This window comes from Burkholderia sp. R-40 (assembly GCF_049942845.1).
Taxonomy (GTDB): Bacteria; Pseudomonadota; Gammaproteobacteria; order Burkholderiales; family Burkholderiaceae; genus Burkholderia; species Burkholderia ambifaria.
This window is the reverse complement of sequence record NZ_CP187968.1, coordinates 1,394,732-1,412,287: the sequence shown is the minus strand read 5'-3', so window position 1 is coordinate 1,412,287 and position 17,556 is coordinate 1,394,732. Positions and strand designations below refer to the sequence as shown.

General features: G+C 63.7%; 14 protein-coding genes. 6 read left to right on the top strand and 8 right to left on the bottom strand.

Features of this window, described 5'->3' with window-relative positions:
- Positions 1-469: 469 nt before the first annotated feature.
- Both tdh and ACP26O_RS22710 read right to left on the bottom strand, forming a co-directional pair.
- Entirely contained in the window at positions 470-1,498 is a 1,029-nt protein-coding gene (gene tdh, locus ACP26O_RS22715; protein ID WP_006751655.1) for an L-threonine 3-dehydrogenase, read from the bottom strand.
- 13 nt (positions 1,499-1,511) lie between these two features.
- Positions 1,512-2,711: a glycine C-acetyltransferase gene (locus tag ACP26O_RS22710; RefSeq protein ID WP_126226302.1), complete on the bottom strand. Its 1,200-nt coding sequence runs from the start codon at positions 2,709-2,711 to the stop codon at positions 1,512-1,514.
- A gap of 161 nt (positions 2,712-2,872) precedes the next feature.
- On the opposite strand from ACP26O_RS22710, the gene ACP26O_RS22705 reads away from it, so the two are divergent.
- The 3 genes from ACP26O_RS22705 to ACP26O_RS22695 all read left to right on the top strand — a co-directional run bounded on the left by ACP26O_RS22705 (position 2,873) and on the right by ACP26O_RS22695 (position 5,105).
- The gene (locus tag ACP26O_RS22705; RefSeq protein ID WP_105832665.1) at positions 2,873-3,484 is read left to right on the top strand and encodes a helix-turn-helix domain-containing protein; all 612 of its coding nucleotides are present in this window, start codon (positions 2,873-2,875) and stop codon (positions 3,482-3,484) included.
- A 127-nt stretch (positions 3,485-3,611) separates the two neighbouring features.
- Positions 3,612-3,989: a DUF2471 family protein gene (locus tag ACP26O_RS22700; RefSeq protein WP_012365035.1), complete on the top strand. Its 378-nt coding sequence runs from the start codon at positions 3,612-3,614 to the stop codon at positions 3,987-3,989.
- A 102-nt stretch (positions 3,990-4,091) separates the two neighbouring features.
- A complete protein-coding gene (locus ACP26O_RS22695) occupies positions 4,092-5,105 on the top strand; it encodes a tyrosine-type recombinase/integrase (RefSeq protein WP_011659905.1) in 1,014 nt (337 codons plus the stop codon).
- Between the two features lie 140 nt (positions 5,106-5,245).
- Here ACP26O_RS22695 and ACP26O_RS22690 read toward each other — a convergent pair whose 3' ends face one another.
- Positions 5,246-6,427: a DNA-binding protein gene (locus tag ACP26O_RS22690; RefSeq protein ID WP_175664349.1), complete on the bottom strand. Its 1,182-nt coding sequence runs from the start codon at positions 6,425-6,427 to the stop codon at positions 5,246-5,248.
- A gap of 1,821 nt (positions 6,428-8,248) precedes the next feature.
- Here ACP26O_RS22690 and ACP26O_RS22685 point away from each other — a divergent pair.
- Positions 8,249-9,613 (top strand): replication initiation protein, encoded by a 1,365-nt coding sequence (locus ACP26O_RS22685; RefSeq protein ID WP_012365031.1) that lies wholly within the window; start codon positions 8,249-8,251, stop codon positions 9,611-9,613.
- A 90-nt stretch (positions 9,614-9,703) separates the two neighbouring features.
- Here the strand turns inward: ACP26O_RS22685 and ACP26O_RS22680 are convergent, their stop codons facing one another.
- On the bottom strand, positions 9,704-10,765 hold the full coding sequence (locus ACP26O_RS22680; RefSeq protein ID WP_012365030.1) for a ParB/RepB/Spo0J family partition protein: 1,062 nt from the start codon (positions 10,763-10,765) through the stop codon (positions 9,704-9,706).
- A gap of 23 nt (positions 10,766-10,788) precedes the next feature.
- On the bottom strand, positions 10,789-11,451 hold the full coding sequence (gene parA, locus ACP26O_RS22675; protein ID WP_006751663.1) for a ParA family partition ATPase: 663 nt from the start codon (positions 11,449-11,451) through the stop codon (positions 10,789-10,791).
- 1,092 nt (positions 11,452-12,543) lie between these two features.
- Here parA and arsC point away from each other — a divergent pair.
- Positions 12,544-12,900, top strand: a complete 357-nt coding sequence (gene arsC / locus ACP26O_RS22670; protein ID WP_175664491.1) for an arsenate reductase (glutaredoxin) — start codon at positions 12,544-12,546, stop codon at positions 12,898-12,900.
- Positions 12,901-13,257: 357 nt separating this feature from the next.
- Here the strand turns inward: arsC and ACP26O_RS22665 are convergent, their stop codons facing one another.
- A complete protein-coding gene (locus ACP26O_RS22665; protein ID WP_175664348.1) occupies positions 13,258-13,488 on the bottom strand; it encodes a zf-HC2 domain-containing protein in 231 nt (76 codons plus the stop codon).
- On the bottom strand, positions 13,469-14,065 hold the full coding sequence (locus ACP26O_RS22660; protein WP_175664347.1) for an RNA polymerase factor sigma-70: 597 nt from the start codon (positions 14,063-14,065) through the stop codon (positions 13,469-13,471). Before ACP26O_RS22660 ends, ACP26O_RS22665 begins: the two co-directional genes overlap by 20 nt.
- Positions 14,066-14,430: 365 nt before the next feature.
- On the opposite strand from ACP26O_RS22660, the gene ACP26O_RS22655 reads away from it, so the two are divergent.
- On the top strand, positions 14,431-14,985 hold the full coding sequence (locus tag ACP26O_RS22655) for an NADPH-dependent FMN reductase (protein ID WP_011659898.1): 555 nt from the start codon (positions 14,431-14,433) through the stop codon (positions 14,983-14,985).
- A 45-nt stretch (positions 14,986-15,030) separates the two neighbouring features.
- Here the strand turns inward: ACP26O_RS22655 and ACP26O_RS22650 are convergent, their stop codons facing one another.
- Positions 15,031-17,271 (bottom strand): hybrid sensor histidine kinase/response regulator, encoded by a 2,241-nt coding sequence (locus ACP26O_RS22650; RefSeq protein ID WP_175664346.1) that lies wholly within the window; start codon positions 17,269-17,271, stop codon positions 15,031-15,033.
- Positions 17,272-17,556: the final 285 nt, after the last annotated feature.

The following is a 17,556-nucleotide window of genomic DNA, read 5'->3' as shown; positions in this document are numbered from 1 at the left end:
CGCTGTGCGGTGAGGTGCTGCCAATGTGCCGCCGCGGGAACAGAGCAAAGCCGCCGTCAGCGGATGATGCGGAGAGGGCTCGCTACTCAAGCACGGCAAGAGAAAGCGGAAGGGCGGGAAGAAAAACACGCGTCGGGCGACGCGACAAAGAATGGACTGGTGCGCGGGGGCTTGATGGGTGAGGTGCATGCGCGATTGCATGTCACCGATGCATCCGGCGGAATCGCAGCGTGATCGCCGTCGTTCCGCAAACGAGAAGGGGTGTGCCAGCAGGCGTTGCGCAACGCGCAACCGCTGCATTGCGCGCCCAAACGCGCCATCAAAGCGCGATCGAGCCGCCATTCGGCACGCGCGCACAGCTCCCGAATAATCTCACCTTACGCGTTCGTCGAAGCCGATCGGCCCGACAAACGCTCGTGTCGGCACGCGCGGGGCAGTCGGCAAACGCGCCGCGCTGCCCCCTCGGCACTCAGACCGTCCAGTCGAGAATCACCTTGCCGCTTTCACCGGACAGCATCGCGGCGAAGCCTTTCTCGTAATCGTCGGCCGCAAAGCGATGCGTGATGATCGGCGACAGATCGAGGCCGCTTTGCAGCATCGCGACCATCTTGTACCAGGTCTCGAACATCTCGCGACCGTAGATGCCCTTGATCTCGAGCCCCTTGAAGATCACCTGGTTCCAGTCGATCGCCGTCTGCGCGGGCGGAATGCCGAGCAGCGCGACCTTGCCGCCGTGATTCATCGCCTCGAGCATGCTGGTGAACGCGCTCGGCACGCCCGACATCTCGAGGCCGACGTCGAAGCCTTCCGTCATGTGCAGGTCGGCCATCACGTCGCGCAGCGACTCGCGTGACACGTTCACCGCGCGCGTCGCACCCATCTTGCGCGCGAGCTCGAGCCGATAGTCGTTGATGTCGGTGATCACGACGTTGCGCGCGCCGACATGCTTCGCGATCGCGGCGGCCATCACGCCGATCGGGCCCGCGCCGGTGATCAGCACGTCCTCGCCGACGAGATTGAACGACAGCGCCGTGTGCGTCGCGTTGCCGAACGGATCGAAGATCGACGCGAGATCGTCGGAAATCTCGGGCGGGATCTTGAACGCGTTGAACGCGGGAATCGCCAGATACTCGGCGAACGCGCCCTCGCGGTTCACCCCGACGCCGACGGTGTTGCGGCACAGATGCCGCCGCCCCGCACGACAGTTGCGGCAGAAGCCGCACGTGATGTGGCCTTCGCCGGACACGCGATCGCCGATCGCGAAGCCGCGCACTTCCTGCCCCATCTCGACGATCTCGCCGACGTATTCATGGCCGACATGCATCGGCACGGGAATCGTTTTCTGCGCCCAGTCGTCCCACTTCCAGATATGGATGTCGGTGCCGCAGATCGCCGTGCGGTGAATCTTGATCAGCACGTCGTTGTGTCCGACTTCGGGGCGCTTCACGCGCGTGAGCGTGAGGCCGGGGCCGCGTTCGAGCTTTGCCAGTGCTTTCATGGTCGCGCCTCCGTCAGATGATGCCGAGCGACTTGCCGACGCGCACGAACGCGGCGACCGTCTGATCGATCTGTTCGGGGGTATGCGCGGCGCTCATCTGCGTGCGGATGCGCGCGCGGCCGCGCGGCACGACCGGGAACGAGAAGCCGATCACGTAGACGCCTTCGGCGAGCAACTTGTCGGCCATGTTCGTCGCGAGCTGCGCGTCGCCGAGCATCACCGGGATGATCGGATGCGCGCCCGGCACGAGCGTGAAGCCCGCGGCGGTCATCTGCTCGCGGAATCGCACGCCGTTCTCGCGCACGCGTTCGCGCAACTTCGCGCCTTCGTCGCTGCCGAGCAGCTCCAGCACCTTCAGCGATGCCGCGGCGATGCTCGGCGTCAGCGTGTTCGAGAACAGGTACGGCCGCGAACGCTGGCGCAGCAGCTCGATCACCTCGCGACGCGCGGCGACATAGCCGCCCGATGCGCCGCCCAGCGCCTTGCCGAGCGTGCCGGTGATGATGTCGACGCGCCCGTCGACGCCGCAGTGCTCGGGCGTGCCGCGGCCATGCGCGCCGATGAAGCCAACGGCGTGCGAATCGTCGACCATCACGAGTGCGCCATAACGATCGGCGAGGTCGCAGATGCCTTTCAGGTCGGCAATGATGCCGTCCATCGAGAACACGCCATCGGTCGCGATCAGCTTGTGGCGCGCGCCCGCGGCGTCGGCTTCCTTGAGCTTCGCCTCGAGGTCCGACAGGTCGTTGTTCTTGTAGCGGAAACGCTTCGCCTTGCAGAGGCGGATGCCGTCGATGATGCTCGCGTGGTTCAGCTCGTCGCTGATCACCGCGTCGTTCTCGTCGAGCAGCGTCTCGAACAGGCCGCCGTTCGCATCGAAGCAGCTCGAATAGAGGATGCTGTCCTCGGTGCCGAGAAACGACGCCAGCGCGCTTTCGAGCTGCTTGTGCACGGTTTGCGTGCCGCAGATGAAGCGCACCGATGCCATGCCGAAGCCGTCCTGCTCGAGACCGGCCTGCGCCGCGGCGATCAGGCGCGGATCGTTCGCCAGGCCCAGATAGTTGTTCGCGCAGAAATTCAGCACGCCGGCACCGCCGGCCAGCCGCACGGCCGCCGCCTGGGGACTCGCGATCTCGCGCTCGGTCTTGTAAAAACCGTCCGCGCGGATCTGGTCGAGCGTCCCGCGCACCTGGGCGAGAAAGGCATCACGCATCGCAAAGCTCCTGACAGGGATTCGCATTCCGCAGCGCCCCGCTCGTGGCGGCGGCGCAACGGCCTGCTACTGTTATAGTCGGTCGTTCGGTTGACCGCATTTATCCAATATTCCGAACTAGAATTCGAAATACCGAACAACTCTAAGCGAACGGAAACCAAATGGCAAGTTCCTCCGCGTCGCGGCGCACGCCTGCCGCCGCCGCACCGCAACCGTCGGGCGTGACGCCGCCGCGGGTCGGCGAGCAAATCCAGCGCCTGCGCAACGAGCGCAAGCTGACGCTCGACGACCTGTCGCGCGCGGCCGGCGTATCGAAGTCGATGCTCTCCGAGATCGAGCGCGACAAGGCCAATCCGACGATCGCGGTTGCGTGGCGGCTCACCAATGCGCTCGGCATCACGCTCGACGAACTGTTCTCGCAACCGAAGGCGGCGGAGACGATCCGCGTGGACGGCCCGCACGACATTCCGACGCTCGCCGGTCACGACGGCCGCTATCAGTTGCGCGTATGGGGCCCGATCGACCTGGCCGGCAAGTTCGAGTGGTACGAACTGACGCTGCCGGGTGGCGGCGCGCTCGTATCGAACGCGCACGAACCCGGCACGCGCGAGCACCTCACCGTGCTGCACGGCGCGATGGAAATCGAAGCCGCGACCGCGAGCCGGCGCCTGAAGGCGGGCGACACCGCCCGCTACGCGGCCGACACGCCGCATGCGATCCGCAACCCCGGCAAGGCCGAAGCGCGCGCATTACTGATCGTGATCCATCGCTGAAAATGCGGATAGCTGGCCGAACGGCCAGTTGCGGAAAATACTGTATGTTTGTACAGTATAGGGACATTCCGCCATGCATGGCCGGGTCGGCGCACCGAGGCGCCGCTCCGGTCGACAGGAGCCTGCGATGACAGAAGAACAAGATTTGGCCGCGCTCAGCTTCAAGGCTGCCGCGCACGACCTCGAACTGATCGTCCGCCATATAGCCGAGCGCTACATCCGTCAGCGCGTCCCGCTGTCGTGGCGTCTGCTGCACGCCATCGAAGCCGAGGCGCTCGCCGATCTCGGCTTTGCCAGCCGGCACGACGCCGGCATGCGTCAACTGTTCGAACGGCCGTCGGACATGACCTTTCCCGAAACGGACGATCCGATCGACTTCGGCCGATCGAATGCGCTGCCCGCCGTGTTCTCGTTCGCGGTCCTCGCGTATGAAGCCGCGGCGCGGTCGCAGGAAGCCGCGCACCGCGAGCGCGTTCAACGTCCGTCCAAGGCATGGGGTGACTAACGCCCCGCCCGGATCGTCCGACACGGCGGCCGGCTCTCGCATCCTGCTGCCCGCGATGTTGCGCAAAGGGCTACCATATACGCAACTAACGGAATAAATAACATGTCCCTTCCCACGCCCTCCGACACCCCGGCACGCCCGGAAGAAAAGGATCTGTTCGACCGCGGCGCATCCGACTGGATCGTGTCGCCCGAAACCGCATTCGACGCGTGGCTTGCCATGCAGGACTACCGCCGTTCGTCAGCCGACGTCTATCGCGCCCAATGGGGTGCGTTTCTCACGTGGCTGCGTGCACACCAGAAAAACCTGGCGACGGTCGATACCGCATCGATCGCGAACTTCGTCGGCGAGCTGCCTATCCGGAAAACGCAGCGCATGCGCTATCTGCGGCTGATCGAGCGCGTGCTCGATCACATCCGGCGCACCGAGCTCGCGTCCACCAACCCGGCCCGCTTCATTGCTCAGGATGGCGAAGCGAACTGGCGCCAGGCACGCGACAACGAGCCGACCGGTTTCCTGACGCCAGCCGAACGCGCGAAGTTGCTGGCCTACCTGTTTTCGCCGATCGGCGTATCGGGCTCCGCCTACTGGAAAGAGCGGCGCGATCGCGCGCTCGTCGCTGCGTTTCTCGGCGCCGGCGTGAAAACCGGCGAAGCGCGTGCGCTTACCATTAGTTGCATCAACACGAGCGGAACGTCGCTGCAGATCCCGTCGACGCATCCGGATTTCGCACGCGAAACCCATCTGGCGTCGTTCGCGATCGCGTTGCTCGAGGCGTGGCTCGTGGAGCGCAAGCGTCAGGAGATTCCCGGCGAACTCGTGTTTCCGGCGTCGCACACCGGACGGCCGATGCACAAGGCGACGATGCTGCGCGCGATCGATGCGATCGTCGAATCGGCGGGGCTCACGTCGTCGCGCAGCGCGCGCGCGAGCCCGCAAACGCTGCGCAACACGTATGCGGCCGAACTGTTCGAACACGACGTGCCGCCCGAGCGGGTCGGCAAATGGCTCGGCTTCATGCGGCCGATCTCGTCGAACCGCCTGCATCGCGCATGGAAAAACTGGCGCGACGGTCTCGCCAACGGTGACGCGCTCGTCCCCGACGAAACTCACTGATGCCAAGCACGGCTGCTCACGCGACATGATCCGTGAGCAGCCTTGTGCGGCGTAGCCTCACCGTTTCACAGCTCCCGAAAAACCTCACCTCACGCGTCCCGGATTACCTCACCTGCGCGATCGCTGTGCCGGCTGATGCGTCAGTCGCGTGCAAAACGCGCGATCGCTTCGAATCGGGAAGGCCACGGCCCCGACGCATGTTCGCATTCGGGGCACGAAACTTCGAACCCGTCATCGCCTTGGGCCAGTTCCGGTTCACCGTCGCAACGCGGGCACTGGCTCGGCACCGGAACTTCGTGGTCCAGCGACGTACCGATCGCGGCATACGCGTCCGCATCCAGTTGTCCCGCATCGGCCAGGCGCCGGATCAGCGCGGCGATTTCCGGATTCATCCCTTGGCTCGCGCGCAGCCTATTCGCGTCGCGCGTCGCGCGTTCCAGTTCATCGCCCTGGCTGCGCAACTGTTCCTCGAGCCGGTCCGCACGCGCCTTGGCCGAACTCAATTGCTGAAGGAAATCGAATTCCTTGCGCTGCACGTCGCGCAAACCGCTCTGGTAGGTCGCCGCCATGCTGCGCAACGAGTCCAGCTCGACCAGCATCGGTTTGACGCGACGCTCGGCTTCGGCCACCGCATCCTTGATCTGCTGCGCATAGTGTTCGGTGCGCTGCTGCAATTCCGCTTGCAGCGTATCGATGCGATCGCGCAGCGCGGCGTTCTGCGTTTGCTCGGCGTCGACACGGGCGGCCATCGCGGCCAGTTCCTTTTCGAGGCGGGCGATCGTGGTGAGCAACGTCGCTTCATTTGCCGAACCGTGCGTCGATTGCGAGGCCAGCTGCACTTCGAGCTCGGTCACGCGCGCCTGCAGCTGGTCGTTGCGGGTTTCACTGCGCGTCAGCGCGCCTTCGAGTGTTTCCTGGCGAACAGCTGCGTCGCGCAGCCGCTGTTCCGCATCGCTCACGCCGGCGCGAATCTGTTCGCGGTCGACGTCGAGACTTTCCCTCGCCGCCTTTAATGCTTCTTCATATAGTGCGCCGAGCAATGCGCCGGCCTTTTCCTCGACCGCTTTCGGAATCGCCGCGCCGTCGAGCCGGACTTTCGATGCGGTACGGATCCGTTCCCAGAAATGGTCGATGTCCTTCGGAATGTCGCTGGCACTGCCGGTCTGGGTCAGATCGCGGACGTTGGCGGCCGACGGCCGGATGCCGAGATCGAAGAACAGGCGCTTGCATGCATGCAGCGACAACTCCTGGCGGCGTGCGCCGCTCGCGCGCAGCGATTCCAGTTCTTCCCGAATGGCTTCACGCATTTCATCCAGCGTCATGACAGGCTCACAGACATTGAGATGTTGCGATCATAACGAAATACGTATTTTTTGATACTTGTTTTGATCGACCGTGGCGAATTTACGTCGCTGTGCACAGAAACCGGGGCTGTGAGCCGATTCGGTCGAAGCAGCTCTCCAATTCCGTGAAACAAAGCGAAGAAAGCGAGCCAAGTCCTTGTATGGAAAGCGTTTTGGAGCAGACCCCGAAAAAGTGCATTTGTTTCACATGCCGAGCGTCATCGTAGCCTGTCGGTGTTCAGGGTTTGGGGTCTCTGTGGAAAACTCGACGACCGATGTCTTGAGAGTATTAGAAGTAAACACCCTTGAACCCTTAGTTAAAAACGTTAACGCCACGGCACAGCCTTATGTAGCAAGGTTTTCCGGCCGACAAGGTGAAGTTTTACGGGAGCCAAGGTGATGTTCTGCGGGAGCTGAAGTGATGGGGTTCGGGGAGCTGCGTGAGCCGATGCAGGAAAGGTCGTGAGCGGATTCGGGATCACAGTGAAACACGAGATTTCCCAAAGGTGAGGTTTTTCGGGGCCACACAGCCGCGGAACCCGCGCTGTTCCTGAGCACACAGTTTTCTGCCTGTGCAGACACAGGTGAGAATTTGCAGGACCTTCTTCGCGCCCTCATTCTGCCCATCTTTTGGGCAGTTTTCGTGAAAGGTGAGGTTTCACGGGACGCCACAGGGTTTTGCTGTGAGTGTTTCCGGGAAACGAGCGTCATTTTGCACCGCAAAGGTGCCCTGTGGGAACTGTGAAGCCCCAAAGGTGAGGTTTTTCGGGAGCGAAACCCGGGTTTTCCTGGCCGGATCCCTTGAGGTGAGCTTTTTCGGGGCATCAATCACAGGGCTGCCATGCGCCATATGGTGAGTATTTTCGGGAGCTGCATTTGCCTAAAAATTAGTCAAAGGTGAGGCTTTTCAGGGGTCATCCCAGGGAAAATTCGCTGAAAAGCCCGCCCGGACTGATCGAAATCTGATTTTCGCTGTGCCACTTTTTGGCACAGGTGAGAATTTTCAGGAGCCGACAGGCAGCTGTCGCATTGGGCCGGATGCCGGAAAGGTGAGGTTTTTCGGGGGATGATCGCCGGGCCCACCCGAACGCTTGCCGCACATAAGTATCGGATGCCATTGACATTTTTGATACCGCGGCGGTTACGGTGAGGTTTTTCGGGAGCGGCTTTCGCATCCGTTGGAGCGCCGCTTTTTTCAATAAGGTGAGGCTTTTCGGGAGGTCCTGGCGGCTGATCCCACGTGTGTCGGGGATTCCTCGGCATCCCGTTCACAGAATTCCGAGCCGGTGAGGTGAGAATTTTCGGGACCGAACGGTTTCTGTGCGCTGTACAATGCGCGCCCGGGCCTGCGAAACGGCTGGGATCGACGCGGCAGAGCGCCTTTTTGGCACGGATTTCCGGATCACGGAGGAAATCGCGGTCTCCCGGTCAGCCACGCCTGTACATGCATACAGGCCGGTGCGGGCCCATCCGAGCGCGGCCGTGAGACCCAGTAGCGACCCTGTGACGAGGACCCGGAAGCGCAGTCGTAAAATTACGACAAATCGAAAGGTGAGCCGATACGGGAGCAAGTTTCGCACGTGTCGAGCACAGGCAAAAATCTGTGAATCCGCGCATCCCGCGACACGTCTGGACGAGTTCGAAACGCTGTAAATCCGGACCGGTGAGGGTTTTCGGGAGAGGGTTGGGGTGAGGGCCGGTTTGTACGCGCACTTCACCGGCTATGGTGAGCATGTCGTTCTGGACGCACATCACCACAGGCGCTATCCTTCCGTGAAACTTCTCCCTCCGACCCGACGCATGGCCACGAAGCGCGCCAAGAAAACCGATGTGGATGTGGTGAGTGCCAGTTCAGCCGAATTGCGTAAGGCCGTCGAGGCGATCGCAATTCAGCCGAAAAGCGGCAAGATCACCCTCCTGACCCGCAAGCTGTTCAACGTCCTGCTCGCCGTCGCGCAGCAGGCCGACGACTCGGGCGACACCTACCGCGCGCTGCTGTCGGATATCGTCGCCAACTCCGCCTTCGATTCGAACGACACCGCACTGGTGAAGGAACACCTGCGCCGCATGGTGTCGGTCCAGGTCGAATGGAGCACGGGGACGTCGAGCCAGAAGCCGGGCCGCAAGTGGGGGATCTCGACGCTGATCGCCGATGCCGAAATTCTCGAGGATCCGGCCACCCGCCGCGTGTGGGTCGAATTCTCGTTCGCACCGAAGATCAAGAAGAAGCTGCTCGACCCGGTCCAGTACGCGCGTCTGAGCCTGCAGTTCCAGAGCCAGCTGCGCAGCAGCGCCGGTCTCGCGCTCTACGAGATCTGCGTGCGCTACCTGACGAACCCGAGCCACCTGACGATGCGCGAGCCGTGGGAATGGTGGCGGCCGATCCTGTCGGGCACCCCCGATACGGAGGCCGGCGACGAGGCGAAGCGCGAGTACAAGTACTTCAAGCGCGACTATCTGCGTCCGGCGATCGCCGAGGTCAATGCGGTCACCAACATCTTCGTCGAGCTGATCGAGCATCGTGAAGGGCGGCGGGTCGCGGAGATCCAGTTCCGCGTGACCGAGCGCAAGCAGCCGATGCTCGCGCTCGACGAGCATCCGAACGTGTTCGACAGCACACTGGTCGACCGGATGGTGAAGCTCGGGATTCCGCTCAAGGAAGCGCAGACGCTCTACGCGGACAGCGAGGAAAACCGGATTCGCGCGGCGCTGCAGATGACCGAACAGCGGATGCGCAGCACGACGCTGCCGCCGGTGCGCAGTGCGCCCGCGTTGTTCAAGGATGCGCTGAAGAAGGGTTATGCGCCGCCGGTCGAGTCCGTCGACACGCTGCCGTCCGGCATGCCCGCCGCGAAGGCCGTCGCGGCGCAGCCGGATGATCTGAAGGCGCGCCTGTTGAGCGAATTCTCGGCGTTCCGCCGCAAGGAAGCGAAGGTGCTGTACGAGGAGCAGGGCGACGCGGAGCGCGAAGTGGCGCGCGAGTCGTTCGAGTCGGAAGTGTTGCCGACGATGGGCTCGCACCTGCGTGACGACTGGCGCAAGCGCGGTCTCGATTCGAAGCTCGCCGAGACGGCGTTTTTCGACTGGCTGGCCCAGAAGACCTGGGGCGAGCCGACCGACGGCGACCTGCTGTCGTTCACCCTGAATCAATCGCGGGCCGCCTGAGGCCCGTTCAGGCCCCTCTGACGGGCCGCCGCCGGCCACCCGCCCAACCGGCGGGCCCGGCGCATCGCCAGGCCCTGCCGGCCGTTTCCATCACTCCGACAACAGCATCCGCTCGAGCTGCTCGAGGATCGCGTCGCGCTTGTCCTTCGGGAGGCCGCGTAGGCGCAGTTCGATGCGGTCTTCGCCATACGACTTCAGGTCGCCGACCGACTTGCCGCCAAGCTTGATCTCGAGACGCTGCGCATAGCGCTGGCGGCCCGCCGGCTTCGGCGTCTCCTGCGCCGCGACGCGGCCCTTGACGATGTCCGATACCTGACGCGTGCTGAGATCGTCGGACACGATCTTGTTGATCAGCCGCAGCGTCGCCTCGGTACCGCGCGCATTGTGATATCGGCCGACCTGATACGCCATGTTCGAACCGAAGCGATCGGGGCGCGCGACCATCTCCTGCATCACGGTTTCCGGCAGCTTGCCGATCGACAGCGCAACCGCGACCGTCGACTCGTCGAGGCCGAGATGTTCGGACAGTTCCTTCTGACTCTGGAAGTGCTTGTCGTCGAGGAAGCGGCGCCACACGACGGCGTTGTCGAACACCGTCTGCGAATCGCGTTGCACGTTCAGGTCGTAGCCGAGCTTGTAGCTCTGGATCCCGATCGGCACGTCGATCACGATCGCCTTCACCGACTCCTTGTTCGCTTCCTTCAGCGCGCGCACGCGACGGCCGCCGTCGCTGACGAAATACGTACCCGGATTGTCGTAGTCCGGAATCACGTGGATCGCCTGCTGCTGCCCCTGCTTCGCGAGGTTGACCGCGAGCTCGGCAATCGACGACTTCAGATAGAAGTGCCGCGGGTTGAACGGGCTATGCTTGATTGCCTTCAGCGGCAGCTCGATCACCTGGCCGGGCGCATAGCGATTCTCGAGGCGCCACGCGCGATATTGCGGCGATTCGTCGACCGACGGATCAAGTAGGACTTCCATAGCCGGTGGCGGCGTGATGTCCTTCTTGGCGGACTTCGTCGGGGCCGGCGTGGCCGTGTCGGACTTGACGATGCCGTCGATGGCATTGAGCCGATCAAGCGCCGTGCGCTTCTCGCTCGTCGTGATATCCGGGCGCGCTTGGAATCCTTTTGCAAATTGGGAGGGCTTCATGTGACTCCTTTATGCGCATAAAGTCAGGGCAGCATGGCGACGATTTCGTCGGCACATGCGCGGATTTCCGCGGCGGCCAGCTTGGCGCCGCGGTCGTTCATCTGCAGCACGGTCTGACCGAGCGCCATCGCTTGCTTGTACGCTTCCCGGGTAGGGATTTGCGTCTTCAACAACGGGAAGCCGAGTTCCTCGAGCGCGCGCTTGAGTTCGCGCGTCAGCATGCGCTTCTCTTCGGTCTTGTTCAGCAGGAAGACGGCACGGAGATCTTCGTTCATCACTTGCGCCTGCTGGATCAGCTTGACCAGCCCGACGCTCGACCAGTAGTCGGCCGGCGACGACGAAGTCGGAATCACGGCGATCGATGCGGCCAGGAGCACGACGCCGGAGACCTTCTCGGTGATCGACGGCGGGCAATCGACGACGATGATGTCGTAGTCGTTGATGAACTTCTTGATCTCGCGATGGATTTGGCCGCCGGCTTCAGCGAGGTTGACGACCGGGAAAGGGATGCCGGCGTCGCTGTCACCCGATGCGCTCGACCAGTGAATCAGTGTGTTTTGACCGTCGGCGTCGATGACGAGGACACGCTTCCCTTTCTCATGGAATGCCGCGCCGAGATGCATGGCAATCGTGCTTTTGCCGACGCCACCTTTTTGTTGAGTGACTGCAATGATTTCCGCGGCCAATTTCCACTCCTGTTTTTGGTCGTTGGAATTCTACAGGACGATATTTATATTTCAATGAAATTGTCGTTCACAAACTACGCATTGGCCATTCGGGCTATCGGTTTATGCGCATAAACGAGGGGAGATGCCAGATGGCGGCCGTGGTTAGAAGTGAGATTGCCGGGCCGCGATGATGAGTGGTGGAGCAAGCTTCACGCAGGTCGACGTCTCGGGAGCGCGTTCGAGATGCTGATCGTTGAGATGTATCAGGGCCTGCCCTTCCGATTGTCGAGGGAAGGCGCTGCCGAGACGGCGGCGGAGTTTGTGCGCATAAACTTCTGTGGCACTGGAGAGCATCTACGATTCGGATCCTCGCTTTCAGCGTGAGCCCGAACGATGAACTCTCGCCGCTCAGGGTGACGGGATACGCGTCGTGTGCAGCCACACCGCATTGATTGCCCCCGGCCTTTATGCGCATAAACCATCGAGGGGAACTGCGGCCATTAGCGGTCGCACGTTGGCTACCGTGCGCGTAAAGGGCGCCCCCACGACGATCAACCCCAAACACCATCGAGTATCAGTCTCGCTGATCACTCGACGCATCGCTTTGCATGAGCCGGCTGCGATATCAGTCGACTGCCCCACTCCGGGAAGCGACGGCTTTATGCGCATAAACCGAGCGACAGATAAACCGGACAGCGGTCCTCCGGGTCGTAGGCCGCGTACGCCATAGCGATGCGTTGTGCAATTCCCCCGCGCTATTTGCCCGTGAAGACGGCTCACGTATCGCTCCGCGCCATGCACTTTATGCGCATAAACGCATCACGGGCATCACGGGCTCCACGGGCTCCACGGGCATCACGGGCATCACGGGCATCACGGGCATCACGGGCATCACGGGCATCACGGGCATCACGGGCATCACGGGCATCACGGGCTCCACGGGCTCCACGGGCTCCACGGGCTCCACGGGCTCCACGGCACTACCGACGTGCTGCGCCACACGTCATCCGAGCATTCAACTCCCCCATCCTCACGCGCGCCGGCACCGCACGAAAAACGCCCCCAACCAGACTGGCTACAATACGGGCCTCTCTCATCCTGGCCTGAATGATGATCACGATCTATCACAACCCCCGCTGCTCGAAGTCCCGCGAGACGCTCGCGCTGGTCGAGGCGCTGAACACCACTGGCACGCCGGTGAATGTCGTCGAGTATCTGAAGACGCCGCCGACGGTCGAGGAACTGGAGACGCTGCATCGTCAGCTTGGTTGCCCGGTGCGCGACATGCTTCGCGATGGAGAGGAGCCGTACAAGACGCTGGATTTGACCCGCGAGAGTCTGACCGATGCGGAGGCCTACGAAGCGATTGCCGCGCATCCGATTCTGCTGCAGCGTCCGATCGTCGTGTATCGAGGCAAGGCAGCCATCGGCCGGCCGCCCGAGTCGGTGCGGATGCTGTTCGAGTAATTGTTGTTCGGCGTATTTTTCTTATTGCATCAATCCGGCGCGAGCGTGCCGGATTGACCGACCGAATTCTCGTGCCGCAGCTCGCAGCGACAATCACCTAGCGTCGCGGATCTCCTCGCCGAATTACACACAGGCGCCGACCTCGCGCGCATCGCCGCCACCGCCACCGCACTCGATGACCGCGAGCGCCCCGAGCGCCCCGAGCGCCCCGAGCGCCCCGAGCGCCCCGAGCGCCCCGAGCGCCCCGAGCGACCCGAGCGACCCGAGCGACCTCCCGCGTCAACCCATCAACGTCGACAAGAACATCCCCCGCGGCGGCCGCAACGCATGACCGCGAACGACACAGCCCCCGCCAACTCACCCCTGCCCGTCCCCCGCCGACGAAGCATCCCGATCATCCGCCGCCCCATTCCGCCCCCCCGCCGCCTGCGCCGCCGCCCGCAGCACCGCAATCTGCCCGCGATACGCCCGGCATCCACTGCAAGCCGGCAGATGCACGCCCACCTGCAGCCGCTCATGCAGCGTCAATGACCGGTCGAGCGCATCCGACAGCAGTCGCGTCACGTCCCTACATTTCCCCGGCAGCATCTTCGGTCGTCAGTCCTTTTTCGCTGAGGCAGGTGCGCAGGCGCGTGCGCGCCCGATACAGCAGCACGCTGCAATGGTTCGTCGTCAAAGTCAGTTCAGTGCAGATGTCGTTGATCGCGACATCGAGGAACTCGCGCATCATGAACACGCGCCCGATGTGTTCCGGCAGGTGATCGAGACAGACCTGGAACAGCGTCCAGAACTGCTGTTGCTGCAATAGCGTCTCGGGGCGCGGCCACGGCCGCGGCTTCGTATGCGCGGCCCAATGCCCGTTTTCCTTGAACAACTCGCGATCGAGCGCGGATTCGCCGTCGAGCTCGGCATCGAGCGCGGACAGGCTCACCGTCCGCTGCCGAGCGCGCAGGATGTCGATCAGCTTGTTGCGCAGGATCCCGAACACCCAGGTCTTGTGCGCGGACCGTCCCGCGAACTCGCCCGCGTGCGACCACGCGGCGGTCAGCGCTTCCTGCACGGCATCCTCGGCCGCATCGGCATCGCGTAGCTGGAGTCGCGCGAAGCGCAGCAGGTCGCGCCGCAGTTGCGTGAGATAGGGAGGATCGTCGTACGCGGGCGGCATGGCAGGTCGGGAGCCTTACGAAGCGGAAGCAATCGCGTGCGCCACCGGGCGGCGCGCTGCGAGCAGCTTACTGGGCGCGACGCCGCGCTGCAACGCATGTTCCGTCACGATTTCATGAAGCCGGCCGACGCGCTGCGCTATGCTTGCCGGAACCTTGCGTCGCGTGGCGCGAAATCGCGATGCGGGCGGTTTGTAACATCAGACCATAACGGTCGAGTTATCCACAATTTCTGTGGAAAACCTTGTGGAAAGTCGGGCGGTCGGCCCCGTGGGACGGTTCGCGGGCTGGCTTGCCTATAAACAGACCTTTGTCGCCTGTTTCGAATCAATCGATCCGATTCTTCACTCACCGGAAGGAGAAAACCATGTCCTATCGTGTTGCCGTCGTCGTCGGCAGTCTGCGTCGCGGTTCCTGGAATCGCGCGCTCGCGCACGCCGTGATCTCGCTCGCGCCCGCCGATTTCTCGTTCGAGTTCGTCGAGATCGGCGAACTGCCGCTGTATAGCCAGGACTACGACGCGGATCTTCCGGACGTCGCGAAGCGCTTCAAGGCGTCGATCGAAGCGGCCGACGCGCTGCTGTTCGTCACGCCCGAGTACAACCGCTCGATTCCGGGCGTGCTGAAGAACGCGATCGACTGGGGCTCGCGCCCGTGGGGGCACAACTCGTGGTCCGGCAAGCCGGGCGCCGTGCTCGGCACGTCGCCGGGTGCGACCGGCACCGCGCTCGCGCAGCAGCACCTGCGCAACGTGCTCGCGTATCTCGACGTGAAGACGCTCGCGCAGCCGGAAATGTTCATCAAGCATGACCCGGCGCGCATCGACGACCAAGGCCAGATCGTCAGCGAGGACACCCGCAAGTTCCTGCAGGGCTTCGTCGACCGCTACGTCGACTGGGTGCGCATGCTGAAGTCCGCCTGATCGCCGTACCCTTCGCGCTGCCGGCACCGGCCCGCGTGCCGCGGGTCAGGTGTTGGTGTGCCGCGCATCGCGCGCTTCGCGGATGCCGAGCAGGATCTCGTCGAGCAGCGCGATGTCGAACGGCTTCGACAGCACGCGCACGTTGACGGTGCGCGTGCGGTCGAGTTCCTCCGCGTAACCCGTGACCAGGATCACGGGCAGCTTCCCCGGTCGCTTGTCGATCGCTTCGGCGAGATCGATGCCGTTCAGGCGGCCCGGCATGTGGATATCCGAGATGACCAGGTCGAACGCGTCGTTCGCGGCCGCGCCTTCGATCAGGCGCAACGCGTCGTCGGCGGTGGGCGCATAGGTGACGCGGTGCCCGAGCAGCGTGAGCAGCGCTTCGGTGCCGGCCGCGACTTCGCTGTTGTCTTCGACCAGCAGCACGTGCAGGCCCGCGAGCGCGCTCGTGTCGTGCGCGACGGCCGGCGGCCGCGCGACGATGTCCTCGACGCGTGCGCGCGGCAGGTAGAGGCGCACCGACGTGCCGGCGCCGACCGCGCTGTCGATCGTCGCGAGGCCGCCCGAGCGTTCGCAGAACGCGAACACCTGCGGCAGCCCGAGCCCCGTTCCCATCCCCTGCGCCTTCGTCGTGAACAGCGGCTCGAACGCGCGCGCGAGCACCTCGGGCGCCATGCCCGAGCCCGTATCGTCGAGCGAGATCTGCACGAAGTCGCCGGTCAGCGGAAAGCCGTCCTCGCGGCGCAGCGTCACGTTGCGCGCGCCGACCGTGAAGCGGCCGCCGATCGTCATCGCGTCGCGCGCGTTGACGGCGAGATTGATCACCGCGAGTTCGAGCTCCGCGACATCGACCCGGATCGGCCACACACCGGGCTCGATCGCGACGACCAGCGACGACTTCGACCCGAGCGACGTCTTCAGCAGTTCGCGGCACGTGCCGACCCATTGGCCGATGTCGATCGTCTCGTTGTGCAGCGGCTGCTTGCGCGCGACGCCGAGCAGCTGGCGCGTGAGCGACTGGCCGTTCTTCAGCGCGCGTTCGATCGCGCCGAGTTCCTTGTCGAGATGCTGGACGCCGCGCCGCCGCGCGATCTGCACGTTGCTCGAGATGATCATCAGCAGGTTGTTGAAATCGTGCGCGACGCTGCCGACCAGGTTGCCGAGCGCCTGCATCTTGCGCGACTGCCGGTACGCCGATTCGATCGAGCGCCGCATCGACGCTTCCGCCTGCCAGCGATCCCAGGCCTCCTCTTCCGCCTTCAGCCGCTTCAGCGACAGCCAGATCACCGACCACAGCGCGATCGACGGCGCGAACATCGAGATGACCAGCACGCTCAAGTGTTCGTACCATTCGCGCCGGATCGCCGACGTGCGGTACGCGCAGGTCACGTACACGGGATAGCTGCCGACCTGGCGGTACGCGACGATCTCGCTGGCGCCGTCGTGGCGCACGCGCACGATGCCCGCGCGCGGATCGTTGCGTTCGTTGCCGAACGTGGTGGTGAGATCGGTGTGCGCGAGCGACGGCGGCGGCGGATACGACGCAATCACCGCGCCGTCGGAGCGCGCGAGCGCCATCGTCATCGGCGTGGCCGCGCCGCCGAGGAGCTCGCGGTAGAACGAATTGAAGTACGACGATTTCAGCGCGATCGACACCATCCCGGCGAACGAACCGTCGCTATGCCGTCGCGCGACGCCCGTGTTGAACACGGGGATGTTCTCGAGCTTGAGCGGCCCCATCATCAGCCGCGAGATATGTTCGATGACCTTGCCGTCGCGAATGCCGGCGAAGTCGTCGCGGTTCGCGATCGACGCATAGGGCGCCGGATAGTAGAGGCTGTTCGCGAGCAACATGCCGCTCGCGCCGAAGATCGACACCGCAGCCACCTGCGGATAGCCGCCGCCGATCGTGTTCAGCGCTTCGTGGATGTCGGATTCCTGGCGGCGCACGCTGGCATCGTCCATGTCCTGCACGAGGTCGACGATGCGCGCATCGAGCGTCTCGGTCAGGTCGAACACCTTCAGCGCGTGCTCCTCGGCGACGCGCACGGTGCGCATCGTCACGTCGCTCGCCGCGGCTTCGCGTGCCTTCAGGTCGTTGTACGCCATGACCGATACATAGATGCACGGCAGCACGATCGCGGCGACCAGCAGCACGATCAGCGTGACGCGCCGCACCGCGAAATCGTGCTCGGGCGCGCCGGCCGAATAGCTGCCGCCATCCTGCCAGTCGTCGGCAGGCGTGGAGGCGGGCGGATGGGAGTCGGCGGGACGTTTGGACGTCATTGAAGAAAGCGGGTCAAGCTGCGGTGTTCAATCATAAACGAGTTGCGCCCACCCGCCGTACCCGGCGCAGCGGGGCAACCTGGTGATTCCGACAGGGGTAAATCGAAAGTTTGAAAACGCTATGAATCCGGCAGCGCAAACGTACACAAAGAAAAATTTTGCGTGCTTATCTCGAAAATGATCGCGGCTGTTTTCGGAATGCCGGGCGATGGGATCGATTTTGTTCGAAATGGTGAATATGGCGAGTTGCACCGCCTCCGGTTTACTCAGAGAATCGCGCCTTGC